We start from the raw sequence: 25,123 nt of genomic DNA, 5'->3' as shown, positions 1-25,123 counted from the left end.
TCAAACCTCTTTTTATCTTATTTTACGCTAAAATCCATGCTGCTGCTTCCTGGCTGCATTCCCACATTGATCACTGCCAGGTCCTGGACTCCTGTTTCTTTTGCGGAAAGACCGGTATTGATCGGATTTGGTACTCCTGCTGTATCCTGCATCGGATTATTGAGAAGATCCATTCCGGCTAACATATCTGCGCTTTCAGCAACCCAGGATCCGCTTAATCCCATTTTGGAAATCTCGCTGATAAAGGCATCCTTTCCGCCCTCCTGTGGAGTCGTTCCATTCAGGTAAAGCTGTGTGCCGTTTACCAGTGCCGCATTTCCTGTCTGGCTTACTGTTCCGTCACTGTTAACTGTATAAAGGGCGATAGCCAGCCTTGCTTCCGGCATTGCATTTTCGCCGCTCATTCCGGAATAATAGCCTGCGATTCCGATATCAACAGAAGTTCCATTATCTTTTACAAAGCATTCCTGTGTTCCGCTGTATGTGATTCCCTCGACTGGATCACCAAATCCCGGATCTGCTGATTCACTGGCAATCTGCTGTGCCTCTCCGTTTTCTGCCCTGTAAAGTTCAAACTGCAGTTTTCCTCCGGAAATAGAAATCACCAGAAGTTCCGGTCTTCCATCACTGTTAAAATCTCTCTGATCTGTTGCAAGAACGCCATTTACAGATGCCATGCTGGTACTGTCTGTGTAGGAAATGCTTCCTCCTGTATATTTGGAGATTTCCACCTGTGCTACATATGCAGCCAGTACAGCATCGTCATCTGCAGTTTCTGCGGTATTGCTATCTGTCTGCTCTGTACCTGTCTCATCCGTTTGTGAGGTCTCTGTTGTCTCCGTATAAGTCTCTGCCGGACCAGGTGTCGGTATTGCCGGATCATCAGCTGTTTCTGTATCCGGTTCGCTGTAATTTCCATCCTGGTTTTCATCAGAAGTTTCCGCTGGATCTTCATATGCATTATCATCTGTATCTTCATTGGAGGCTTCACCCGGATTGTCGTATGAGTTCTCATCCTGTTCTCCGTTGGAAACTTCTGAACCTCCGGATGGGAGTTCATCCTGACCATATACATCCTCATTGGTCGCTTCTGTTGTTCCTGCTTCATCTGACGGATTATCATATGTTTCCGAATCCGGATCTTCCGGATAGTCTGAACTGTCATATGGATTTTCTGTATCTTCCGCATAATCAGAAGCATCCGTGGAATCCGTATCATCTGTTGAATCTCCATCATCTGTTGAATCCGTATCATCCGCGGCGTTCTGATCTGCCCCGTCTTCTGATTCCGTGTTATCCCGATCTGGAGCACTTGTCGGATCAGTCTGATCTCCAGGATGCGGTGCCGCAGTTACTTCACCAACTTTTCCAGAATCCAGACCTGCACCACCCGCACTGTTATTGCTTCCGTCATCCAGTTCATTCGGATCTGTTGTCGGCGTTGGCGTTGCCGTTGGATTTATAATATTAATAATAAGAGTGATATATTTTGTTGTATCCTGTTCTTCTTTTTCAGTCTCTTCTACCTGAGAAGTTTTTCCCTGTTCTTTAAAAATGCTCTTTGTATTTTCAAAAGCGTTCTGATAATCGTTTACACGGGAATTCCATGCAGCGGAATCCTTTTTCACAGAAGATGTGGAAACATTTTTCATATTTTCGCCGGTCTTTTTCAGCATATCCAGTGCCTTTTCCGGCTGTTTCTTTCCATTGTATACTTTTGCAAGTCCCAGAGTCGCATCTGTGGATTTTTTATCAATCTTCAAAGCATCATTAAATGCAACTTCTGCTTTGTCGTATTCTCCTGCATCCAGATATTTGGAGCCCAGGTTCAGATTTTCCTGTAACTGGCTTGCAGTTGCCTTTTTAGGTGTGACAAAAATCACAACTGCCAGAATCACGAGTACGCAGACAATTCCTGCGATCATCGGAACTAATATCTGCGGTGATAATTTTTTTCCGGAATTATTGTTTGGATTCATTTCACATCCCCCTTTCGGAAAATAAACTCTTCATCAGACAGGCGGATCTGATCTCCGTCATTGAGAAGCAGTTTCTGGCCTGGCATTGCTCTGTTTCCGTTCAGGTATGTATAGTTGCTGGAATCCTTATCTTCCAGGTAATATTTACCTTCTTCAAAATGGATCGCACAGTGTTCCCTGCTGATGGTCGGGTTATTGCGGATGCAGATATCTACCATAAGTGCACGCTTACCGATCTTGCAGATCTCCGTCGTGATATGGAACTTCTCCTGTGTATGCAAACGGATCAATGTAGCATTTGGTTTAACTCTTGCTTTCAGAAGTATCGTTGCTTCACTTCCGTCATCCCTCAGCATTACAGTTGCGTCATTGCCGTCATCATCGTCTGATGCAAAACCGGTTCCCGGATTCGGAGTAAAACTTTTTCTCTGTTCTTCGCCAAAACCTGACGTTGGATTCGGAGTGTAGCCTCTTCCCTGAGCTCCGTCATTCCCTGGCATTGGATCTGGGTTATAGCCCCCTGCCGGTTTGTCCCAGAAACCTGGTGTTGGATCTGGCTCATAACCTCCTGCCGGGTCCTCTCCAAAACCTGACGCCGGATCTGGTTCATAACCTCTTCCCGGGTCCTCTCCGAAACCTGACGCCGGATCTGGTTCATAACCTCTTCCCGGTGCTTCTCCGAAGCCTGGCGCCGGATCTGGCTCATAGCCTCTTCCCGGTGTCTCTCCAAAACCTGGCGCCGGATCTGGCTCATAGCCTCTTCCCGGGTCCTCTCCAAAACCTGACGCCAGATCTGGTTCATAACCTCTTCCCGATGTCTCTCCGAAACCTGGCGCCGGATCTGGTTCATAACCTCTTCCCGGTGTCTCTCCGAAACCTGACGCCGGATCTGGCTCATAACCTCTTCCCGGGTCCTCTCCGAAGCCTTCCCCTGGTGAAGGATATGTTTTTCTGTTTTCTTCTGGCGGATTATCCCAGCCTCCCTCATTTGGAGTATTCGCCCAGATATTCTCCGGTCTCTGTGGTGGCATTTCCGGCGGCATTGGTGGCATTTCCTGTGGAAATGGAATTTCTTCCTGTACCTCCTGTTTTTTCTCCATTCGATGGAACAGTCCCTTCAACAACGCCTTCTTTTTCTTCGGTTTCTTTTCTTCAACGTCACCATCCATATCTACAAAACCGCCACCCGGTGTAGGAGGAACCAGTGGGCCACCTTCATCATAATTGGCAGTCTGTCCGGTCTGCTCATGACTAAATCCGTCTGCTCCGCCGCCAAATCCACCGGACTCTGATCTCAGCGGAATGCAAACGACCTTTACTTCTTCTGTTCGTGTATCCACATAGATATTCTGCATCTCTGATACGATTTCCTGCTTTGGAACACCCAGTTCTTCAAAGAAAGTAAGCACATAATTCACCTTCTGCTGAATTTCGATCTGCTTTTCCTGAGGTGCTTCGCTCATCCATGCCATTATGTTCATGGTTCCGGCTATATCATATGTAAAAATAAAACCATTGCCATCCTGATTCGCATTTGCCGGCAACAGAAACTGATTTGCGGTTCCCTGTGTCAAAATGCTCCACGTTTTTTCGTCCAGGACCTCTCCCGGCTTGGATCTGTAGGAAAATCTTGTGTGTCCGTCTTTGAAATCATACTCAAAATTCATACTCTTTATCTCCTTTTCTTAGTATATATCCAGCTGGATCAGTTTCCATTTTCCTTCTGACAGTACTGGTGCAATTCCACTGCTGTTAAAATTCTTGGCATCTGCAAATTGCGGATTTACCACAAAATCACCATTGCTCTTAATAAATCCCCAACTTTCATCCGACTGAACTGCCGCATATCCAATGGCAGAAAAGCTTCTTGCTTTTTCAAACATACAGTCCAGAACTTTTTCTCCTTCTGATGAAACAAATCCCCATTTTCCAGCCTGCTGAACTGCTGCGGGATTTTTGGAAATAAACGGAGAAACTGCTTCATAATTTTCGCCGATCTGTACACCGGAACTGTTAAGCAGCTGATACTGCTCACCGGTTTTTACAAATACGACACCATTTCTGGAGCAGAAGCCCCAGGCATCCCTGACTACATCGTCAAATCCGAAATCTGTAATAATCTTCAGGTCCTTATCAATAAGAGCCCACTTTTCATCTTTTTTTACTGCTGCAATACCATTAAGCATAGGTGTCGCCGCATCATATTCAAATTCCGTCTTTTCATTGAAATCTTCATCCAGGAATCCATATTTCCCGTTCTTTTTTGCAGGAAGTACCCCTTCATTGAAGGTTCCCAGATATTCATAAGTCTCGTCCGGCTGTCGCCGCTTATAACCGTTTGTATCTATATAATACCATTCGCCGTCTTTCTCAACCGGCGCGAAACCGTTTTCACCAAACATTCCGATATATTGATATTCCGCACGGATCACAGAATTTCCATCTTCATCCAGGATACCCACATCTTCTCCGGATGTGATCCTCATATAATGGTTGCAGGTTTCTGAAATATTATCGTATTCATCTCCGATAAACTGGAAATCTCCTGCCAGAGAATCCAGCTTTGCCTTCAGCGCGCCACTGTTTTTTTTCTTCTTGATGTGTTTTTTCAGAAGGGCAATGGCGTCCTGTTTCTCATCCTGCTCCACGTAATAATCTGCCAGTGTCAGGATTGCCTGTTCATTATCTCCGTCAAGAGAGATCGCACTGTTGCATGCATCCACAAAACCGGAATCATCTCCCATATTTCTGTAATCTTCCGCGATCTTCATATAGATATTTCGGTTATCTCCATCATACTCCAATGCTTTCTTATATTCCAGGATTGCATCGTAATAAATTCCTTTTTCTTCATTTTTCTGAGCCTGCTGGAGACATTTTTTATATTCCATCGGTTTTTCCACTGCAGAAGTAAATGTTGTATACCATGCTCCCACAAGCAGACCGGTCATCATCAGAACCATTAATTTTTTCATACGCACCTCTACGAATCAAAAGCCAAGTAACAAAATCAGGATCGTTCCCACAGAAAAAAACGGAGCAAGAGGAATGGAATCCTTCATGTTCAGTTTTTTGAGGATCAGCTGTACGATCGAATAAAGTGCCGCAAGCGATAAACTCACAACAATGTCAAACCATATCAGAGAGCCTCCAAGATACCATCCCAGCACGGCTGCCAGCTTCACATCTCCCATTCCGACACTTTTTCTGGAAAAGATCCTGGCCAGAAAAAAGATCAGAAATCCCAGCAGCATTCCACCTCCTGCTGATTTCAGGATATCCAGCCAGTAAGAAGGCTTCACTGTAATTTCTCCTGCCAGTATCACTGCCCTTATGACAAACATGAAAAGCAGAAGCTTATTGGGTATAATGGTTTTCTGCTGATCGATAAATCCGAGAAAAACCATAAAAACCGTCAATATCATATATCGGACTGCTTTCAGCCAGTGATAGCCATATTTGCTGAAAAAAAATATCTCGGCTAAAACAAGTGCTGCTATGATCAGAAGGATATATTTTTTTTCTTTTATAAGACTTTTTATATGTTCCATTTTTTCTCCTTGGTCAATCCGTCAGCTGCCTGCCCATACGCGGGTTGAAGCGCAGACACGGTAATGTCTTGTTCCCAGATCAAAGAACGGGAATTCCGTTTTGATATCATAATCCACAACGATCTTTATGTCATTGGTACCTTTTGCACACCAGGAACTTTTGCTGAATTTCATATTGGAAACTCCCAGTTTTTCCAGATATTCGTCTGCATCCTGTCCTCCGGAAGCCACACTCAGCTGCTGCTTCACACAGGATTTTGCAACGACTCCTGTCATATAACTGGCAAGCTTGTTCCATGCGCCGTTTTTCACATAGTTCAGAACACCGTTCACAAACTCCTTGGGATTTTTCTTATATTCTTTCAGCTGATCATATGTAGCTTTTCCCGCCTTTCCGGCATCTGCCACATCCTGTATGGTTCCCTGTCCGTTTGTAACACTTTTGGCTGTATTCTCGATCACTTCCAGATTGGATTTAATGTCCTCCATCTGTTTTGAGAATTCTTCTGATTTTGTATTAAGTCCTTTATATGCGTCCAGAACGCCTGTCTTTTCCAGTATGTAACTGTATTCCGCAACCTCTTTCGCTGCCTGATCCACAGAATACTGGATCAGTACCTGTGCCCTCACACAGGAGATCAGACTGAATATGCACATAAACGCGAACAGGAACATGGGAATAAACAGTGCTGCCTCCACAGTGATCGAACCATTTTCTTTTCTGTCTGACATTGCCCCTCCTGTTAATAAGCCAAAACACTCTTGTAATCTATGATTCTCCTGCCATCATCTGTACTCTTTCCTTTTCCCAGAAATTCCGGAACTTTCGGAAGGAATGTGGTTGATGTCTGTACCTTCGCGTTCAGCGTCAGCATGGTATATTTCTGACTTAGCGTTGAGCCGGTGTTCAGCTGGATACAGTCTGCCGCACGGACGGAGAGATCCTTTTTACCATTCTCATCTGCAAGCTTAACCAGAACAAATAATTTCATGTAATCTTTGTAAGTGAACTTAAGGCCATCCGCTTTTCCCGGCCATACTGCCGACTCTTCTCCGTTAACCAGCGCTACGGTTTCCGTTGCTGCCATTCTCAGCGCATTACAGAAAAGATATCCATATTTTACAACCGGATAAAGCCATGGCTGCCCGGTTGCTCCGCATACAACCGTTGCCACTGTATCTGCTTCTGCATTCAGAGTTGAATCCATAAAAACATATAAACTGTCAATGGCAAGCCTTGTTCCATAGAGCTGTGCTACTGCCAGTGTTTTGTTCTTGCCGGTAAAAGCATTTCCATAAAGGATATATTCAATTTCCCCATTCCAGATCACATGTTCGGAAAGTTTGTCATTGCTGAGCGACGTATCTTCGTCTTTGGTCGTGATACAGTTAAACATTTCTGTGGTGTATTCCATGAGATATGCCTGTTCCATTATCCCGCCGGACAGATTGTCCAGGCAGGTCAGAACACTGTTCAGAAGATCCACATTATCCTTGGAACTTTCTACTGCTTTTTTATCTGCACTTACATCTACTTCTGCCGGACTGTCTCCCGTTGCACTTGCTGATGTTTTGGCGATTCCGCTCGGATACTTGGAAGGATACCCTTCTTTTTCTGAAAGGTTTTGCTCTTTTCCGGAATTATTCAGAGAGTCTTTCGTCTGTGTATAATTTCCGCTGGCCTCTTTTGCCGCTTCTCTGTTCTGCGCTCTGGTATCTTCCTGCGTCGTGTCACTGTCTTCATTTTTTACACCGGAAAGGGTGGTCTGATAAAAGGTTGTATCCTCAGGATTATAAAAAGATCCTCCCCTGAACTGTTCATTTAACAGACTTCCACCGATTTCCTCCTCATGCTGGGCCCAGAATGTTTCTGTAGCTGCTGTGCCGCCCATACTTCTTATATATGATGCCTCTTCCTCATCCACAGAAAGTTTTTCAAAATTTCCCGTTACCTTTTTGAATTTCTTTATCATTTCTTTAAAGGCTTTCGCTGTATCTATATTATTCTGAATCGTTTCTTTCAGTTCTTTAAGATCTGTTTCATTAATTTCAATATCTTCTCCGGCACTTTCCTCAACCGTTTCTCCGGCTGCGATCAGATCTTCTTTTGCCTTGTTATATGCTTCTTTTTTAGAAGCAACCTTCCTCCAGCATTTCAGCACGTCATCCAGCGCTGAGTTGGCTTTTTTCCCATTATCTATGATCTCATCCGCTTTTTTCTCCAAAGCCTTAATGCAGGCCTGATATGTTTTGGCCGCATCAGAATAGATTTTATTCATACTGCTGATATTTCCGTTGATCACAGATTTGATGGAATTAAATGTCTGTATTTCTTCTGAAGTAAATCTTTCACTGATTTCAGCTCTCACTTCCGGATCAGCTTCTGCTACCTGATACACAGCAAGTAAAGTTACCATATTTTTATACATCTGATCATCAAATGTAGTATTCCCGCTGTCCCAGCTGAATGGATAATTCAGATATTCTTCAATCACATCATACGTCAACTGATCAGGTGCTTCCTCCGGAAACGGTGCATCAATCTCTTCGTTCAGATATTTCTGCAGTGATTTCGCAGCCAGACGAAATACTGTTTTTTTCTGATATTCCTCCGCAAAACCAGTATCTGTATTTGACAACTGATCTACCGCACCCGTCTGTGCTTCCACAGCTTCCTTTGCCTCCTGTATAGGCTCGCTGAGTTCTGACGCTTTCAGGGCGTATTCTGACTTTGCTTTTACATATTTCTGCTGTTTTTTTACATTGTTGAAAGGAAGCTTCTTGATCTTCCCCACAATATCATCCGCCATATAGACAGGTCCCCGGAATTTCATATATTCCATAACCTGCTGACGGAAAACATCGTTTTCTGCCAGGGATGAAGATGCCACCCCTTTTGCCTCAAAGCCAGTTTCTTCCAGCTGTATCAGTGAACTTAAGCCATCGCTGCTTTCACCTGTCAGATTTTTTGCGTTGATGGATTCTTTGAACATCTGCTCCAGCTTCTGCTGTTCGTCCGGTGAATCCGGAGTTTTTGCCATGGCTGTCAGTCCATATGTATCCTTCAGTTTCTTATCATACTGTGCCAGTGCCGCATTCATGGTCAGATCTCCGGCACCGGATACTACTGTCTTTGACGCAAAAAGGCGGGAAGCATCTACAATAATTCCGCTAAACATCAAGACCGGTACCAATATCAACGTCAGAAGTACGCAGATCGATCCTCTCTGTTTCCCGCAAAATAACTGCATACACTTCCCTCCCCAGTTAAAACAAAAAATTTTTCACCTTATCAAAGGTTTCTCCCAGTTTCTGAGCCTTTCCGTCCAGTCCCAGCTTTTTCAGGAAAAAGTTTCCCATGTCCCAGGCCAGATCCACATTTCTCACAAAGTCCGTGCTGTTGATTGCCGGCTGATATGCCGCCGTATAGATCGTCAGGCTGTCCCGTAGTCCCAGATACTTCAGTATCCCGGGCGTGGAAACAACATACCTGAGTTCTGCCTGTACCGACTTGGACAAAAAGGAACTGTTGACCTTTACATAGGCTTCTGTGCGCCCCATGGAAAACAATGCACTGTTTTTCTGAAGCGCCTGCTGGTAATCTGCTGCCCGCCTGGCAAGCTTACTGTCCACTCCCCATCGGTAGATCTTCGAAGCACTGCCTTTATATGCAGCATAGTAAGATTTCGTCTGTGATTCCGACGGACCGTTTTCCCAGTCAAAATCCACCTTGCTGTTTTTCAGAGGATTTTCATCTGTAAAACTGTCATAGCCAGGGTAAGACGCTTCTCTCGCCAGCTCTGTAGCTGCTCTTTCTACCTGAAAGAAAAAGTAGCTCTCCTGCAACTTGAATAATCCGAAATAGAGCACCACCATGACAATGCCAATGGTGATGGGAAAATAGATGGCGGCTTCTACCATGATGGCGCCTGTTTCGGAGTTATTGTTTTCCCTGTTCATATTTTAGTTATTATCTACAAAATTTGTCAGTTTACCAAATACATTTTCTACAACATTGCCTATATTAGTATTAAATGTAGCCGCCACGCCAACAACAATAAGAATAATCAGAACAATCGCAACAATCTCAGCAATTCCCTCCTCTTCATTCTTAAACTCTTCCACAAAATTGCGGATTTTGTTTCCTGCGCTGATCCAAAGTAAATTAAGTTTTCTAGTCATACTCTTGTCCTCCATTTTCGTTTGCATTGTGCAATATTTTTATAATAATCGGCTTATGCCGTTTATTATCATACCTGTTGCATTACCGGAACCATAACCATAATCAGAATTCCGATAAGAATCAGCATCATCGGCAAAAGCAATTGTGTATTTGCTTTCTCACCTTTCTGCTTCACTTGACTTTTTTTGACCTCCCACATTTCATCAGAAAGATCTTTCATGAAATAAGCAAGTTCCTCGTTACCTTTATTCAGATTCTGTATGATCAGAGAAGTAAACTTACGTATCTCCTTCACATTACATCGTTCTGCAAAATTTCTGTATGCGTCAATTTCTGCAACACCATTTTCCATTTCGAGATTAGTATTCTGCATTTCCTGGTAAAGTACCCTCTCTCCTGTTATGGAGACTCTTTTCCATGCATCCCTGAGCACCATTCCTGAATTAACCAACAAAGTTAATTTTGATAAGACCTGTGGAAGATCCAGTAAGATTTCCTGTCTTCTTGCCGTCAGCTTATCAAAAAGTGCAAGATCCAGGTATAAAATCAAAAGCCCTCCCACAATTAATCCCATAAATAACAGACCTTTGTTGTTTGACATTGCAGAAAGAAGCATTACAACTATAACAATCGTATATGTATACGTTGTTTTTGCCCCAAGAAGCATATAATAGTAATACTCCGCATATTTTTTCCCTTTGATCTCGGCAACTTCACGTATTTTAGCCTGTGCAGCTCTTGTCTTTGTACTGATATGCAGAATTCTCATAACCGAAAATCCCACACACAAAAGCTCACTCATCTGAAATTCTTTTGCGAAAGAACTGTCTGTATATTTCTGATATTTTTTCCCACCGGTTATGGCCAGATATATCCAGATCAGTGTAAATGGTGTTGCCAGTGCAAGTAAAATCAACTGAAAATAATCCACTGCTTTTCTCTCCCTATATCTTGATATCTACAATTTTTCTTCCCATATAGTAAGCAACTCCGAAAAGAATAAGTACTCCAATCTTTACTATTACATTTAATGGTGTATTCTGCACAATGGACATATTTCCCATTCCATTCAACATTAACATAAGCAATACCGGCAGGATAATCATAATATTCAAATCGTTCTTATTCGCCGTAAGTAAAGTCCGAATCTCCATTTCCATCTCGATCTTATCATTAATGATCTCTCTGGTCTCACCAACCACTCGTCTCATATCACCACCATAGCGGTTGGTCACCTCAAAGATCGTGGCAAAACTTTCGATATCGTCCAGATGGCTTCGTGCCGCAAAATTACTCAGCATCTCTTCAACGCTCTGACCGTTGTAAATACCATCTACGATCAGTTTCAGTTCTTTTACAATATCTGCTTTTTCTCCATAGATTCCGATCAGATCTCCGCAGGCATCCAAAAAAGCTCCCTGGGTATTTTTACCTGCGGAATAGGATGCGGAAAGAGATTCCATCATATCACGGAACTGGTACAGAAGATTTTTCATTCTTTTGTCTTTCAGATAATCCCGGTATTTCCGGATTCCCGGAACAACAAGGAGCAGCTCTACGATCAGGGAAAAAATCACATTTCTGAAAAATACCATACTGAAGAAAAATCCCACGATTCCGCCCAATAGCGCACCTGTTGCGGTTTCCACCGGATTCAGACGATAAATATAATAATCCTCCGCTGTTCCGAAAACAGGTTTTACAGGTATATATTTGGGAGCTTTAACCTTCTTCTGTTTTATTTTCTGAGGTTTTACTTTCTTTTGTTTTACAGTTTTTGTTTTTGGTTTTTTTTCTTTTTTCATAATCTTCCTTTTGGCCTGATGATCTACAGGCCTGAATGCATTCCGGAAAGCCGCAGTTTATAATCATTATACAAAGGATTTCCTGTGCGTACCAGTCGTCCCTGCACTTTTTCCAGCGTACTTCCCTGGGTTTCCTTGAATACAAATAATGGATTCAGCTGGATTTCTCCGTTTTTACAGCCCAGAACTTCTGTGATCTCCATGGTTCGTCTGGATTTATCACGCAGTCTGGAAAGATGGATGATGATATCCAGTGCGGAGGAAATCTGCTGGCGGATAGCCGGAAGTGGCAGGCCTGCATTTCCCTGCAGCACCATGGTTTCCAGACGGCTCAGCATATCTCTGGTCGAGTTGGCATGGCCCGTAGAAAGACTTCCGTCATGGCCTGTGTTCATTGCCTGCAGCATATCCAGTGCTTCCGCGCCTCGAACCTCTCCAACAATGATCCTCTCCGGTCGCATTCGCAGTGCGGATTTGATAAGATCACGAATGGTTACCTCACCTTTTCCGGAAGTGTTGGCATTTCTTGTTTCCAGACTTACGATATTATCAATATTTGCGATCTGAAGCTCCGCAGAGTCCTCGATCGTTATGATACGTTCATCCCGTGGAATGAAATTCGACATGGCGTTGAGAAACGTTGTTTTTCCGGAGCCTGTACCCCCACTGATAAAGATATTATACTTGGCTCTTACCAGTTTTCCCAGAAAATCCGCTGCTTCCGGTGTAATGGAACCATATTTCAAAAGCTGGTCTACCGTCATCGGAGTTCTGGAAAACTTTCGGATGGTCACAATGGGGCCCGACAGGGAAAGCGGCGGCAGGACCACGTTTACACGGGAGCCGTCTGCCAGTCGTGTATCTACGATCGGATTGGCTTCATTGACCTCTTTTCCAACAGACCCTACCATCTTTTGAATGATATTTCTCAGCTCATTTTCGCTGGCAAATTTTTTGTTCAGAGCTTCCAGTCTTCCTGCACGCTCCACAAAAATGTGGAATGGTCCGTTGATCATGATCTCTGTAATACTGTCATCTGCAAGGATCTCATCCAGGATTCCCATTCCACGGATGGAACTGAATACCAGACGTACGATCCTGGAGCGCTCCTGAGGGCTTATCCTGTAATTCACCAGCTTATGGTCTACAATATCCGCAATTCTTCTTCGCAGCTGTTCATCGTTTGCCTTACTCAAAGTCGCCGCATCTGCTATAAGAAAACGCCGGATCTCATTGACAAGACGTCCTGTCATCTCTTCTGAAAGCATAATATCACCTCATTTTCACCGGATCAGTATGTGTATCCATGTTCCTGTTCTACCTCAAGGATCAACTTGGCGTTTGCTTTTTCATATTCATTAAAGATCGTATCCTGCATGGCATCGAACTGGTCTGGATCGTATTGCGGTACATACCATGATTTCGCATTGAAATAATCCTGGAACATCTGGTCTTGGAATCTTCTTCCATGTCTCGCGTAAATCTCATTTCTTGCATACGCCAGCTGGTCTTTGGAAAGGCCTTCCAGCTGATCCCTGGTCAGATATGCGGAATTGCTCTCCGGAAAAATATAATCTCCTGAGCCTGCAGTTGTTGCCGTTGAAGAAGATCCGGATGTTGTACCTGCTGTAGAGTTCTGAGAACTCTGTGTACTGCTGTTTGTGCTTTCTTCCGGCATGGTATATTCCTGTACCGGCGCATTTCGAAGTGCCTCCAGATCTTTATCTGCCTGGCTCTGGGAAGCAGACTGCTGTGTCTGCTGGGACTGCTGACTTTGTGTATTCGCAGACTGTGTGTTTTTCTGTGTACTTTTTTTTGATGGCTGCACCGTTGACTGTTTTTTCTGTGCAGATGAGCTCTGGGGTTTCTGCTCATTTGTGATCTGCAGCTCCTGTGCATCTGTTGCAGCTGACGGTGTAGGTGTCGCAATTTTTACACTTTTCTGTGTACTGCTGTTTTTTGTTGTGGACTGATTGGATGCTGTTGTATTCTGTTTCTCTTCTGTATCAGCTTTTGCTGTTTTGGTGCTGTTCTGTGAGGTTTCAGCCTTTGGTGCCTGTGTGATATTCACTACAATATCCGAGGCGCTTCCTCCGGAATTTTTTCCGAGGAGAAGAGCAAGTACGACAACTGTTATCACGAGGATTCCAACTGTACATCCAATACTGATCAGCCATTTTTTCTGATCGCCCTTGTTTCCTCTGTTATCTGGCACTTCCGGCAGTCCGTCATCCCAGATCAGATTGTCATCCTGCTGGTTCTGACCGGTGCGCCTGTTGTAAGTCCCATTATAAGTTCCGTTTCCTCTGTTATTATGTGAGCGGTTATAGGTTCCGTTTCCTCCGTTATTATACGGCTGATCATAAGTTCCGTATGTCCCATTTCCGCCATCATTATAGGTACCCGTTCCACTGTAAGTACCGTTTCTGCGATTACCTCTTCCATTATATGTATCTTCACTGCCATAGTCATTCTGACCGCCGCCCGTTTCCAGCGGCGCTCCGCAGTTGTCGCAGAATCTGGCTGTTTTATCTTTTATTTCTGCACCGCATCTTCCGCAATACATACATTCCCGCTCCTTCCTCTGGATTGATATTAGATCTTAATTGTCCAATTTGTTTGAATTTATCTGGTATTGCGATAAATCTTTTCTTTTCCAAAAATTTTATTACATTTACACAATTCTTTCAATATGTGACACCTAGTGTGCCCCCTTTTTTTTTACAGATCAGATATCTTTATAATATGATGGTGAAATTACATCGTACTCTCTGCAGGAACATCCATTTTCATAACTGTCGCAGCAGTCACAGTTGGAACAGTACATATGAGCATCATTAATATAAAACAGGCCGCCATACTGCATGGAAGTTCTCTGGTTCTTGGATTTCTTCTTGCTGTTATCGTAGTACGCCCCGTTGGGGATCATCATGTTTTCCGGGGAAAAACCGCTGAAATCGAAGAAATGAGATTCTGTTCCATGATGAGGTACCTTGATGCACCAGTAATGTTCGTGAAGCTGGATCTTTCCGTCATAATTCTCTGCGATCATCTTCATATACTGTGGCTGTACATCTCCGGTGAACAGAAGGTTCAGTTCGCCGTCAATGGTGTTCTGGAATGCCAGGCTGATCTTGTGGCGGAACTGTCGCAGGGAATGGCCCTGTTTTTCCGCACTCTCCAGAAGTGCCTGAAATTCTTCTGTTGCCTGTAATTCACGGAATTTCTTTTCCAGTTTTTCCGGGTTGAGACGACGTACTCTCTCTTTTTCGGTTTCTTCCGGATCTTCTGCTGCATCTTCTATTGCTGCGCCTGCATCTTCATTTGCAAGCACCAGTTTTTCCTGTGTATATTCTTCGTTTTCCCCGCTGTACTCTCTCGGGTCTTTCAAAGAGCTCTCTGGCCCATCTGTATCTTCTGGCACAGACAGTGGCTCCGATTTCTCCTCTGCTTCCAGTGTCTCCTCTGTCATGGACAGAAACAGCTCTCTTACTTCCTCCGCAATGTTCACAAGCTCTGTCATTGCGTTTTCGTGATTCTCGATCAGAGAATTAAATACCTCCTCTGTCTCCCGGCTGACTTCACTGACATCCGGCCAGAGTGCTGTATATTTTCCTTCAAATTCTGAACCTCTGGATAAAAGATCGATCTTTACCTTTCTGGCACAAAGGGCTTCTGCCAGGGCAAAAAGGCTGACACGTCTTCCCGGAAGGCTGGCTTTTTTTGTCACATCCGCAAGGAGCAGAAGTGCCAGTGTGTATTTCATTTCCGGCCCGGAAAACACATCCGGAAGATAGATTTTTTCAAATTCGTAGGCATCTCTTCGATAACGCATCATATAAAGAAGTCCGGAAACATGATCTGGATGAAAATGTGTCAGAAGCAGATTTTTTTTGCGGATGGTGGTAAGATCTGAAATGATCACGTCAAAGACTTCTCTTCGCGGCCGTCCCTCAATCTTGCTGTTGGCTGCCCCGAAATCCACAAGCAGGCTGCTTTTTCTGTCACGAATGCAGAAACAGTCCCCGAATCCTACATTGTACATTCGTATTCTCATTTATTTTTCCTCTGGTTTCTTATTCAGCTGTCTTTTTTTCTTCTGTTCCTGTCATTATTTCTCAGAACCAGATCTGCATATCATACCAGGTTGCTCCACCATGGCAGGAATCTGCAACTCCCAGTTTCTTCATTCCATGACTCTCATAAAATGGGATCATATGTTCCTTGCAGGTAAGGATCAGAGCTTTTTTTCCACGTTCTTTCGCAAGATCCTTGAAGTATTCCACAAGTTCTCCTGCAATCCCCTGATGACGGTATTCCGGGATCACATTCAGCCCGAATACGGTCTGGATCTCTCCGTCTTTTTTGTGAAGGGTGATATCATGATAAAACTCATCCGGAAGTACCGGTTTATCTGTAGTTCCTCCGTTGATAAATCCTACAATCTGATCGTCCTTTACTGCTACTACAAAATTCTCCGGGAATGCTCCCATACGGTTCACAACGTCCTCATGACTTGCTGCCTCCGCAGGCGGGAAACAGATTGCCTCGATTTCTGCCAGACGGTCTGCCTCCTTTGGATCTGCAAGTCTGATCTGTAAATTTTCTGCCATTTTTTGTGGTCTCCTCTATATTATTTATTCCGTTTTCATCCGGTTTTGATTCTTTTTTAATTATATCGGGTGAGGGAAACTGCGTCAACGTGTAACATACAAAAAAGCCCTCAGTATTCGCACTACTGAGGGCTTCATTCTTTCGTCTTTGTATGCGGCATCACAGCACTGACTCGATCAGCCGCTTCGTATACTCCGTCTTCGGATTTTCAATGATCTCTTCCGGTGTTCCTTCTTCTTCCACATGTCCGTCATGCATCACGATCACCCGGTCGCAGAACATCTGAACAAGGGCCAGGTCGTGGCAGATAAAAAGGAAGGACAGCTGTTTTTCTTTTTTAAGCTTCATGAGAAGCTCCATGATCTGTTTCTGTACCGTCACATCCAGGGCACTGGTTGCCTCATCACAGATCAGAACTTTGGGTTCTAAAGCCAGGGCTCTGGCAATGGCCGCTCTCTGGCACTCCCCTCCGCTGACCTGATGAGGATAACGGTCTGCATATTCCGGAGTCAGGCCGCAGGTAAGAAGAAGTTTTTCCACACGGTTCCTGGTTTCCTTCTTACTTATCCCCATATTCCGGAGACTTTCCCCCATTCCGTCCCCAATGGTGCACCTGGGATCAAAGGATCCTGCCGGTGTCTGAAATACCATCTGAAGTTCCCGGTAAGTTTCCCGGAGAGCTTTTCCCTTCGCATGTGTGATATCTTTTCCCAGGAAAAAAATCTTTCCATCTGTAATATCCGTCAGATGCGTGATCATTTTTGCCACTGTACTTTTTCCGGAACCGGATTCGCCCACGATACCAAGAACTTCTCCCGCGTTCAGAAAAAAGCTCACATCTTCCACAGCCGTGAAGGATTTTTTCCCGGATAAAAATGTCTTTTTCAGATTCTGCACTTCCAGGATTTTTTCTGCCATCATCTGCCTCCATTTCCGGTGCCTGCACGTTTCAGGCGAAGTACCGAACGCATAAGTTCTTTTGTATAAGGATCTGTCGGAGCTGTCAGGACCTGAGCTGTTTTTCCATATTCTCTCACTTCTCCGTTTTTCAGTACCAGAACCTGATCTGCTATTTTTTCTACTACGCCGATGTTGTGTGTGACAACGACCATGGCTGTTTCATACTCCCGGCGCATCAGCAGCATTTCCTCAACCACCTGTTTCTGTACTGTTACATCCAACGCGCTGGTAGGCTCATCTGCCAGAAGAAGTGATGGATTCTGCAGCATGGAAATGCAGATTCCCACCCGCTGGTTCATACCACCGGACAGTTCAAAAGGATAGCTCTTTAAAACACGCCCTCCATCTTTGAGCCCGATCTTCGCCATCATTTCCAACGCACGTCTGTCGCATTCATGGCGGCTGATCTTTTCGTGTTCACGGAGACTTTCATAAATCTGGTCACCTACGGTACGGATGGGGCAAAGAGCTGCTCCTGAATCCTGAAAGATCATGGCGATCTCCGGTCCCAGAAGTGTGCGGAGTTCTTTTTCCTGCATATCCACTACATTTTTTCCTTTGTACCAGATATCTCCTTCTGTCACCATGCCTTCGTTTCCCAGAAGTCCCATGACTGCCTTGATGATGGTGCTTTTTCCGCTTCCGGACTCTCCTACCACTCCCAGGATCTCTCCCCTGTTCAGTTCCAGATTTATATCCTGTACAACGTTTTCTCCATTATAGCAGATCGTTACATGTTCAAATTTCAACAATGGTTCCATCTTAACTCCTCGTTTTTTCCCGACAGATACCGCAGACATTTATATTACATTCTGCTGTACATTTATCTTCGTTTGGGCTCACATTCTTCTGTCCCTGTCATTATTTCACTTCCAGATCCGCCGTGATCTCATAATAATCGCAGGGATGCGCAGCCAGCCCTGACACATTTGCCTTCGATACAAGCCCCATATTCAGATGGGAAACAAAGAAATACGCATCATCATCCAGGATCGTCTGCTGTGCTTCAATGGCAAGTTTACTTCTCTCATCAGTATCAAAAGTCTCATGCATCTTCGTTACGATATCATCCAGCGCAGCATTGCTGTATTTACCATAATTCTTGGCAGCGTCAGATACAACCGTACTTGTGAAAAAATACTCCGGATCACCGGTAGGTGCAGTTGTAAGCGAGCTTACATATACATCAAATTCTCCGTTCTTCGCATACGTCGCATGATCTGCTGTATTGTTAACATTGACCTCAATTCCGATGTCCTTTAAAGTGGACTGTGCATATTCTGCAAGCTTAGGCTGTTCCAGACGGGTTGGATAGGTCAGCCATGTGATGGACAGCTTCTTTCCGTCCTTATCTGCATAGCCATCTCCATCCGTATCTGTCCATCCGGATTCTTCCAGAAGCTTTTTCGCCTCTTCCGGATCATAGGACGGTGCCTTTACTGCATCGTTTCCATAGGAAAAGCTGCTTGGGAAGGCTCCCACTGCCGGAACACCTCGTCCTTCCATGATCACACTGCAGAAACCGTCCTTATCGATTCCCATCTCAATGGCTTTTCTCACATTCTGATCCTGCATCAGTTCAGACTTCATATTAAACTGTCCGAAGAAACATCGGCTTGTTGCTACAGAGCTGATCTGATAGTCCGGATTTCCGTCAAAAAGCGCATAGTTGTCATACTGAAGTCCATAAGTTCCCTGTATATCGCCTGTCTGTAATGCTGCAGTCAGGGCACTTCCGTCTGAGAAGGATTTTACGATAACGTTGTCTACCTTTACATCTCCGCCCCAGTAATCCTCATTTTTTACCAACTTGATCTCTGTTGGAGATACCTCTGTTGCAACATAAGGGCCTGTTCCTGCCACATTTGCAGAGCCGCCCTCTCCCTGTACGCCATAATCCATATCAATGATAGCACCATATGGATCACCGAGATAATTGATCAGTGCCGGACATGGTTCGGAAGTATGGATCGTTACTGTCATTCCATCTGCTTCGATCTTATCGATCTTCATATCGTAAGGTGCACGGTCATGGTTTGCGATCAGATCTTCCAGACATTCCTTTACCGCTTCTCCGTCCACGGTTCTTCCGCTGGAAAATTTCACACCATCACGAAGGGTGATCTTTACTGTATTATCGTCTGTAAATTCATAGTCTGTAGCAAGCCACGGCTCTACCTCCATGTTGTCATTGTACTTAAACAGTGTTTCTCCTACGCCATAACGAAGACAGCTCCATCCGGAATAATTGTCGTGAGGGTTTAATCCTGCATCTCCCATTTCTTCACTATATCCGGTAGTTCCGTAAACAAAGGTAGTTCCTTCACTCTTTTCTTTGCTTTTTGCTGCTGCCGAAACTCCTGTCATGCTCATGACCATTGCCGCTGCAAGCACTGCTGCCAGAATCTTTTTCTTCATAATCTCCGCTCTCACTTTCTCTGTTATGCTTATTTATAAGTGCCTGTTATCCTCTTCTCCTGTTTCGTTCCTTCGGATCCATATAATCACGGATCGTATCTCCCAGAAGATTAAAGATCATTACTGTAACAAAAATCGCCAGTCCCGGCGCAAGTACCATCCACGGTGAAATCTGCAGCATACTTCTTCCATCGTTGATCATACTTCCCCATTCTGCCATTGGAGGCTTTACCCCAAGCCCGAGAAAGGAAAGTCCTGCCAGCTCCATCATCATGGTTCCAATATCAAGAACTGACGTAACAAGTATGGGGCCTGCAATATTTGGAAGGATATGTTTGAGCAGAAGCTTTCCTGTACTGCTCCCGGAAAGCTTTGCCGCCATAAGATATGCAGAGTCCTTCTGAGTCAGAGTAAGCCCTCTGGCAAGTCTTGCAAACTTCGGCCAGCTGATCACTGCCAGGGCAATGATCGCATTCTGGATACCGCCTCCCAGAACACCTGCTACTGCCAGGGCAAATACCAGTCCCGGAAAAGCCAGGAACAGATCGGAGATACGCATCAGAACAGTATCGGCTTTGCCGCCCTTCCAGCCACAGAAAATACCAATAGCCGTTCCCACCACAGTGATCACTGCAACTAGGAGCAGCGTTGCATAAATACTGGTCGTACTTCCTATGATCACACGGGAAAGCATATCTCTTCCATAACGGTCTGTCCCGAGCAGATGCTCCGGTCCCGGCGGTTTCTGGGCAAGTGCCAGATCCTGGGCATAAGGATCATAAGGGCAGAGATATTTTGCAAATGCCGCTACAAACAGAAGCAATGCTGTAAGCACAAGAAAAAAGACAAGCTTTGCTTTTGTATGATTTTTCCGGATCTTCTGCTTCCGGACTGTGATATTATTTTTTCCACTCATGCTCTGTCACCTCCAAGTCGTACTCTCGGATCCAGATAGTGGTAAATAATATCTGTCACCAGATTTACCAGAACATAAATAACCGCCATCCAGGCCACATAAGCCTGGATGATCGGATAGTCACGCATGGTGATCGCATCTACCGCCAGTTTTCCGACACCATCCCACATAAAGATATTTTCCACAATGGCAGTTCCTCCCAGAAGATTGCCGATGGACAGAGCCAGCAGTGTGATGATCGTCAGCATGGAAGCCTTCATTACACTCTTCCAGATGATCACACGACTGCGGATCCCTCTTGCCCGGGCTCCGGTCACATAATCCTTATTCAGTTCTTCCAGAACCGTGGCACGCACCTGTCTGGTATATTTTGCGGCCATGGAGATTGCCAGTGTCAGTGTTGGCAAAATAATACTCTGTCCGAGATCTGTATTTGTGACTACCGGTAAAACGCCCAGCCTGATGGACAGAAAATACATCAGGACCATGGCAGCAAAAAAATTCGGCATGGAATTGCCGATAAAGCTTAAAAATCTTATCAGATAATCTACCCATTTGTTGTGCTTTACTGCTGACAGGATTCCCAGCGGGATCGCAAGAACAATCGTAAGAAGGATCGATGACAGAGTCAGCATCATCGTTGCCGGAAGCTTTGAAATAAAGGTTTCATAGACATCTCTGTGAGACACATAGCTCTCTCCCATATCTCCGGTTACCATTCCCGCAAACCAGGCAGCATATTGTACAAGGAATGGTTTATCAAGGCCATATTCTGCCTTTGCATTATCAATGACCTCCTGAGATACTGCAGAGCCTGCATTTTCATACATATAAGTTACTGCATCTCCGCCGGCAAGCCGCATCATGGCAAAAGAAAGAAATGTGATCCCGATCAGGACCGGGATCAGCTGCAGCAACCGTTTTATTATATATTTTCCCATATTTTCCTCTCCGCACTTTGTTTCTCAGTATTTCGAATAACAAAAGTTTAACAACACGGCTGTTCTGCCACAACCCCGGCGGGGGGATTTTACATATTCCATTTTGTCATGCATATGCATTCCATCATGTTCTTATATTCTCACACAGTGACATGCGGATAATTCTTTCCAGCCCTCTCCAAGAGACTGTGGCTCTTCATACTCGATCAGCCTCCGTTTTCTCTCTTCCAGCGGATCCGGGATATGGATCGCAGAAAGCAGGGACTGTGTATAAGGATGCTGCGGATTTTCAAAAAGCTCTTTTGTAGGTGCCATTTCTACCAGTTTTCCGTTTTTCATCACACCGGTTGTATCACTTAAAAAACGTACCATGGACAGATCATGGGCAATAAAAAGAAACGAGAATCTTTTTTCCTGCTGAAGCTTTTTAAAAAGCATGACGATCTGTGCCTGGATAGAAATATCCAACGATGCGATCGGTTCATCTGCAATGATAAGACGCGGTTCCATGAGAAGGCTTCTTCCTATGGCAACTCTCTGTCTCTGTCCGCCGGAAAGCTCTCCCGGCTTTTTCGACAGAATGCTTTCATCCAATCCTGTCTCCTTCAGGATTTCCCGAAGCCTGTTCTCCAGCATTTCTCTGTCACGGATCCTGCGGCTGATCTTTACAGGCTCCAGCATGATCTGCCGTATGCTCATTCGGGGATTCAGTGCAGCGCCCGAATCCTGAAAGATCATCTGGATCTCAGTCTGCATTTTCTTCCGCATTCCGAAAGGATCCTTTTTATCCGGCACTCTTTCTCCCTGATAAAAGATCTCCCCGCCTGTGGGCCGGTAGATTCCTGCAAGCGTTCTGGCTGTCGTGGATTTCCCGCAGCCGGTCTCACCCACCAGTGCCATGATCTCACCTTCCCGGATACTGAAGGAAACATCATCCACTGCATGGATCGTATAATCGGAACGGATACGGAAATGCTGCTTCAGATTTCTGGCTTCGATCAGTACAGGCGCCTGTTTCTGTTCTGTTTTCTGTAAAAATGACGTTTCCTTTTTATCCGGTTTCTGTTTACGGCCGCTGTTTTCCTGTAATCTGTCCTTCAAAATGGAAGGCTTTTCTATTTTCGGAGCTCTTTCATCCAGAAGCCATGTGGCTGCATAATGCGTATCACTGACTTTAAACATCGGAGGAGTCTGTTCATAATCGATTGCCAGCGCCTGAGGATTCCGAACGGCAAACGCATCTCCCGGCGGAGGATTCAAAAGAGAGGGCGGCATTCCGGGGATCGGATTCAGCTCCCCTTTTTCACCTGCAAATACAGGCAGAGAAGACAGAAGTCCCCAGGTATAAGGATGCCGGGGATCATAATAAACCTCTTCCGCTGTCCCGATCTCAATGATCTTTCCTGCATACATAACTGCAACTCTGTCTGCGATCCTTGCAACAGCTCCCAGATCATGAGATATAAACACAATACTGATCCCTGTTTTTTCTCTCAGCTCAAGAAGCAGATCCAGAATCTTTGCTTCCACGGTTGCATCCAGTGCTGTAGTCGCCTCATCGGCAAATAATATTTCCGGATCACAGGCCAGTGCAATAGCCAGCACACAACGCTGACGCATTCCTCCGGAAAAAAAATGAGGCTGCAGTCCATAGCGCTGTTCTGCATCCGGAATCCCTACCAGCTTCAGCATTTCTACAGCTCTTTTTTTCGCCTCATCCCCGGATACTTTCTGATTTTTGATAATAGCCTCTGTGATCTGTTTGCCAACCGGGATCGTCGGATTCAGCGTCAGCATAGGATCCTGGAACACCATGCTTACCTTACTTCCGCACAGCTTTTCCATTTTTTTTCTTTTATAGGCTGTGATATTCTCTCCGCAGAGACTGATCTCTCCGCTTTTTACATGTGCATTCGGTGGCAGAAGCTTCATCACGCTACGGCACATAACGGTTTTTCCACATCCGGACTCACCTACGATACAAAGTATCTCTCCTTTTTTTACTGTGAGATCAACATTCCGGACGGCCTGTACCTCGCCGTCCGGTGTGTCAAAGCTTACCGAATAGTTTTTTAATTCCAAAACGGTTTCCTGCATGATCTTTTCCTTATTTTGTAATGGTCCAGTCTTCAATATTCCACATAACACCTACGGAATGATGTCCCAGAACACGTGTGGTATCCAGTCCGTCAAGTCCGGAAACGCCTACATAATCTCCCTGAAGATAAGCAACCAGAAGGATTCCAGGTGCCTTGGCATATGCCTTTTCGAATTCACTATATGCTTCTTTTCTGGCTTTCTCAGTCTCACCGTGACGGCCTTCCTCAAGATATTTATCCACATCTGCATTGGAATAATGCATGTTGTTTCCACTTGCGTCGGTTACAAAGTTTACATATGCCATATCCGGGTCAAACTGTGTTGCATAGCCGGCAAGAAATCCATTGTATCCTGCATCCCAGTCAAATTTGGTAACAAGCTTTACTTCCATTTCCACACCAGCCTGCTTCAGCATATCAGACATGACATTGGCAATATCCACACGCTCTTCTTCGTAATCACGTACCTGGATGGTAAAGTGGAATTTCTGTCCGTTTCTCTCATAGATCCCATCATCACCTTTTTTCCATCCCAGCTCTTCCATCTTCTTTGCAAAGGTATCCAGATCATAGGAGTAGATATTGGCTTCCTTATCTGTTCCGAGAGGGTTTCTCTGGATCGGGCTGTATGCCGGCTCTCCCTGTCCTGCAAGAACACCTGCAATAATGGAATCCTTATCCAGCGCATAATTCAGAACGCCGATAGAATCTCCGTTTTCCTTCCAGAAATCTGTGCTCATATCCATGGCTGCTCCACGGTAATCTGCTGTGGTGAACTCCCAGTAATTATATCCGTCCTTATCCTTGAACTGAGAAGCATAGTTGGAATTCAGCCATGCAAGATCCGCCTCACCGGACTGGAGCATGGTTGCCTTTGTAGTCTCATCCGATACTGTACGATATACAACGGTTTCAATATTCGGAACCTTTCCGTAATAATCTTCATTTCGTTTCAGTGTGATCATTCCACCGGTAGCATCCCAGTCTTCAAATTTATAACGGCCTGTTCCCACCGGATTCTGGTTAAAGGATGTGGTATTCACGTCCTCTCCTTCCAGAAGATGCTCAGGAAGGATTCCCATGGTAAAGTAATCCAGCATGGCAGCATCATACTGATCCAGTGTAAAGATCACAGTCTGATCATTCGGTGCCTCAATGCTTGTAATGTCCTGATAGTTGCTGGTGATACTGGCTCCCAGGGTTTCATCCTCTGTAAGCTCCTTATAGGTGTATACAACATCCTCTGCATTGAAATCTTCTCCATCATGCCACTTAACACCATCTCGAAGCTTAAAAGTATAGGTATTGGTAGCCTTGTCAAAGGTATAGCTCTCTGCAAGATCCTCTACCGGCTTTCCATTGGCATCATATTTCATCAGTCCTGAAAAAATAAGATCCGGAAGTTCATCATGGTTATTCAGAAGGGGATTGATCGTACTTTCTGACTCACCTGCATATACCAGAGTTTTGTTTTCTTCTGCCGCAGCTACGGTTACCGCACTGCCTGCTGTTGCTCCTGTGCATGCTGCTGTCACTGCTGCCAATGTTATCGCCGCATATTTTCTTCCATAGTTGATTCCTGTTCTCTTTTTCATTCTGTTTTCCTCATCTTTCCTTATTTTCAAACCGGTTATCTACACCTCGGAATGTTTTATCA

The 25,123-nt window shown here is 44.8% G+C and carries 21 protein-coding genes; all 21 read right to left on the bottom strand.

Annotated features, from left to right (window positions below; all coding sequences use genetic code 11):
* Positions 1–17 precede the first annotated feature (17 nt).
* Positions 18–1,979 (bottom strand): tetratricopeptide repeat protein, encoded by a 1,962-nt coding sequence (locus G5B12_RS03445; protein ID WP_174087747.1) that lies wholly within the window; start codon positions 1,977–1,979, stop codon positions 18–20.
* Positions 1,976–3,646, bottom strand: a complete 1,671-nt coding sequence (locus tag G5B12_RS03440) for an FHA domain-containing protein (protein WP_174087746.1) — start codon at positions 3,644–3,646, stop codon at positions 1,976–1,978. Before G5B12_RS03440 ends, G5B12_RS03445 begins: the two co-directional genes overlap by 4 nt.
* A gap of 18 nt (positions 3,647–3,664) precedes the next feature.
* Entirely contained in the window at positions 3,665–4,954 is a 1,290-nt protein-coding gene (locus tag G5B12_RS03435) for a WG repeat-containing protein (RefSeq protein WP_021977323.1), read from the bottom strand.
* A gap of 15 nt (positions 4,955–4,969) precedes the next feature.
* A complete protein-coding gene (locus G5B12_RS03430) occupies positions 4,970–5,530 on the bottom strand; it encodes a prepilin peptidase (protein ID WP_118071317.1) in 561 nt (186 codons plus the stop codon).
* 21 nt (positions 5,531–5,551) lie between these two features.
* The gene (locus G5B12_RS03425) at positions 5,552–6,262 is read right to left on the bottom strand and encodes a TadE/TadG family type IV pilus assembly protein (protein WP_021977321.1); all 711 of its coding nucleotides are present in this window, start codon (positions 6,260–6,262) and stop codon (positions 5,552–5,554) included.
* An 11-nt stretch (positions 6,263–6,273) separates the two neighbouring features.
* Positions 6,274–8,781 carry a DUF5702 domain-containing protein gene (locus G5B12_RS03420; RefSeq protein WP_174087745.1) on the bottom strand — a complete coding sequence of 836 codons (2,508 nt, stop codon included), beginning with the start codon at positions 8,779–8,781 and terminating at the stop codon, positions 6,274–6,276.
* Between the two features lie 16 nt (positions 8,782–8,797).
* On the bottom strand, positions 8,798–9,490 hold the full coding sequence (locus tag G5B12_RS03415; RefSeq protein ID WP_021977189.1) for a TadE/TadG family type IV pilus assembly protein: 693 nt from the start codon (positions 9,488–9,490) through the stop codon (positions 8,798–8,800).
* Between the two features lie 3 nt (positions 9,491–9,493).
* Positions 9,494–9,712 carry a Flp1 family type IVb pilin gene (locus tag G5B12_RS03410; RefSeq protein WP_174087744.1) on the bottom strand — a complete coding sequence of 73 codons (219 nt, stop codon included), beginning with the start codon at positions 9,710–9,712 and terminating at the stop codon, positions 9,494–9,496.
* Between the two features lie 68 nt (positions 9,713–9,780).
* Positions 9,781–10,644: a type II secretion system F family protein gene (locus G5B12_RS17985; RefSeq protein WP_174087743.1), complete on the bottom strand. Its 864-nt coding sequence runs from the start codon at positions 10,642–10,644 to the stop codon at positions 9,781–9,783.
* Positions 10,645–10,657: 13 nt separating this feature from the next.
* Positions 10,658–11,518, bottom strand: a complete 861-nt coding sequence (locus tag G5B12_RS03400) for a type II secretion system F family protein (RefSeq protein WP_174087742.1) — start codon at positions 11,516–11,518, stop codon at positions 10,658–10,660.
* A gap of 23 nt (positions 11,519–11,541) precedes the next feature.
* Positions 11,542–12,771 carry a CpaF family protein gene (locus tag G5B12_RS03395; RefSeq protein WP_118062397.1) on the bottom strand — a complete coding sequence of 410 codons (1,230 nt, stop codon included), beginning with the start codon at positions 12,769–12,771 and terminating at the stop codon, positions 11,542–11,544.
* Between the two features lie 38 nt (positions 12,772–12,809).
* Entirely contained in the window at positions 12,810–14,084 is a 1,275-nt protein-coding gene (locus G5B12_RS03390) for a YARHG domain-containing protein (RefSeq protein WP_021977184.1), read from the bottom strand.
* Between the two features lie 162 nt (positions 14,085–14,246).
* On the bottom strand, positions 14,247–15,575 hold the full coding sequence (locus G5B12_RS03385) for an MBL fold metallo-hydrolase (protein WP_244096027.1): 1,329 nt from the start codon (positions 15,573–15,575) through the stop codon (positions 14,247–14,249).
* A gap of 61 nt (positions 15,576–15,636) precedes the next feature.
* Positions 15,637–16,131: a GNAT family N-acetyltransferase gene (locus G5B12_RS03380; RefSeq protein WP_021977182.1), complete on the bottom strand. Its 495-nt coding sequence runs from the start codon at positions 16,129–16,131 to the stop codon at positions 15,637–15,639.
* Positions 16,132–16,291: 160 nt separating this feature from the next.
* Complete coding sequence (locus G5B12_RS03375) at positions 16,292–17,050, bottom strand: ABC transporter ATP-binding protein (protein ID WP_174087741.1); 759 nt, start codon at positions 17,048–17,050, stop codon at positions 16,292–16,294.
* Positions 17,050–17,853: an ABC transporter ATP-binding protein gene (locus tag G5B12_RS03370; RefSeq protein WP_174087740.1), complete on the bottom strand. Its 804-nt coding sequence runs from the start codon at positions 17,851–17,853 to the stop codon at positions 17,050–17,052. The genes G5B12_RS03375 and G5B12_RS03370 overlap by 1 nt, the downstream gene beginning before the upstream one ends.
* A gap of 100 nt (positions 17,854–17,953) precedes the next feature.
* Positions 17,954–19,510 carry an ABC transporter substrate-binding protein gene (locus G5B12_RS03365; protein WP_174087739.1) on the bottom strand — a complete coding sequence of 519 codons (1,557 nt, stop codon included), beginning with the start codon at positions 19,508–19,510 and terminating at the stop codon, positions 17,954–17,956.
* Between the two features lie 46 nt (positions 19,511–19,556).
* Positions 19,557–20,426: a nickel transporter permease gene (nikC, locus tag G5B12_RS03360; protein ID WP_118071326.1), complete on the bottom strand. Its 870-nt coding sequence runs from the start codon at positions 20,424–20,426 to the stop codon at positions 19,557–19,559.
* Entirely contained in the window at positions 20,423–21,367 is a 945-nt protein-coding gene (gene nikB, locus G5B12_RS03355; protein ID WP_021977177.1) for a nickel ABC transporter permease, read from the bottom strand. Before nikB ends, nikC begins: the two co-directional genes overlap by 4 nt.
* 132 nt (positions 21,368–21,499) lie before the next feature.
* Complete coding sequence (locus G5B12_RS17905) at positions 21,500–23,449, bottom strand: dipeptide ABC transporter ATP-binding protein (protein ID WP_278278409.1); 1,950 nt, start codon at positions 23,447–23,449, stop codon at positions 21,500–21,502.
* Between the two features lie 25 nt (positions 23,450–23,474).
* Positions 23,475–25,061 carry an ABC transporter substrate-binding protein gene (locus G5B12_RS03345; protein ID WP_174087738.1) on the bottom strand — a complete coding sequence of 529 codons (1,587 nt, stop codon included), beginning with the start codon at positions 25,059–25,061 and terminating at the stop codon, positions 23,475–23,477.
* Positions 25,062–25,123 lie beyond the last annotated feature (62 nt).

The sequence above is a fragment of the Blautia sp. MSK.20.85 genome (genome assembly GCF_013317245.1).
GTDB lineage: Bacteria > Bacillota > Clostridia > Lachnospirales > Lachnospiraceae > Blautia_A.
The sequence above is the reverse complement of the archived record's forward strand: the minus strand, read 5'-3'. Positions and strand labels throughout refer to the sequence as shown.

Coding starts and splice junctions, on each gene's coding strand:
- G5B12_RS03445 (WP_174087747.1), bottom strand. CDS start 1,979: ATGAATCCAAACAATAATTCCGGAAAAAAATTATCACCGCAGATATTA.
- G5B12_RS03440 (WP_174087746.1), bottom strand. CDS start 3,646: ATGAATTTTGAGTATGATTTCAAAGACGGACACACAAGATTTTCCTAC.
- G5B12_RS03435 (WP_021977323.1), bottom strand. CDS start 4,954: ATGAAAAAATTAATGGTTCTGATGATGACCGGTCTGCTTGTGGGAGCA.
- G5B12_RS03430 (WP_118071317.1), bottom strand. CDS start 5,530: ATGGAACATATAAAAAGTCTTATAAAAGAAAAAAAATATATCCTTCTG.
- G5B12_RS03425 (WP_021977321.1), bottom strand. CDS start 6,262: ATGTCAGACAGAAAAGAAAATGGTTCGATCACTGTGGAGGCAGCACTG.
- G5B12_RS03420 (WP_174087745.1), bottom strand. CDS start 8,781: ATGCAGTTATTTTGCGGGAAACAGAGAGGATCGATCTGCGTACTTCTG.
- G5B12_RS03415 (WP_021977189.1), bottom strand. CDS start 9,490: ATGAACAGGGAAAACAATAACTCCGAAACAGGCGCCATCATGGTAGAA.
- G5B12_RS03410 (WP_174087744.1), bottom strand. CDS start 9,712: ATGACTAGAAAACTTAATTTACTTTGGATCAGCGCAGGAAACAAAATC.
- G5B12_RS03400 (WP_174087742.1), bottom strand. CDS start 11,518: ATGAAAAAAGAAAAAAAACCAAAAACAAAAACTGTAAAACAAAAGAAA.
- G5B12_RS03395 (WP_118062397.1), bottom strand. CDS start 12,771: ATGACAGGACGTCTTGTCAATGAGATCCGGCGTTTTCTTATAGCAGAT.
- G5B12_RS03390 (WP_021977184.1), bottom strand. CDS start 14,084: ATGTATTGCGGAAGATGCGGTGCAGAAATAAAAGATAAAACAGCCAGA.
- G5B12_RS03385 (WP_244096027.1), bottom strand. CDS start 15,575: ATGAGAATACGAATGTACAATGTAGGATTCGGGGACTGTTTCTGCATT.
- G5B12_RS03380 (WP_021977182.1), bottom strand. CDS start 16,131: ATGGCAGAAAATTTACAGATCAGACTTGCAGATCCAAAGGAGGCAGAC.
- G5B12_RS03375 (WP_174087741.1), bottom strand. CDS start 17,050: ATGGCAGAAAAAATCCTGGAAGTGCAGAATCTGAAAAAGACATTTTTA.
- G5B12_RS03370 (WP_174087740.1), bottom strand. CDS start 17,853: ATGGAACCATTGTTGAAATTTGAACATGTAACGATCTGCTATAATGGA.
- G5B12_RS03365 (WP_174087739.1), bottom strand. CDS start 19,510: ATGAAGAAAAAGATTCTGGCAGCAGTGCTTGCAGCGGCAATGGTCATG.
- nikC (WP_118071326.1), bottom strand. CDS start 20,426: ATGAGTGGAAAAAATAATATCACAGTCCGGAAGCAGAAGATCCGGAAA.
- nikB (WP_021977177.1), bottom strand. CDS start 21,367: ATGGGAAAATATATAATAAAACGGTTGCTGCAGCTGATCCCGGTCCTG.
- G5B12_RS03345 (WP_174087738.1), bottom strand. CDS start 25,061: ATGAAAAAGAGAACAGGAATCAACTATGGAAGAAAATATGCGGCGATA.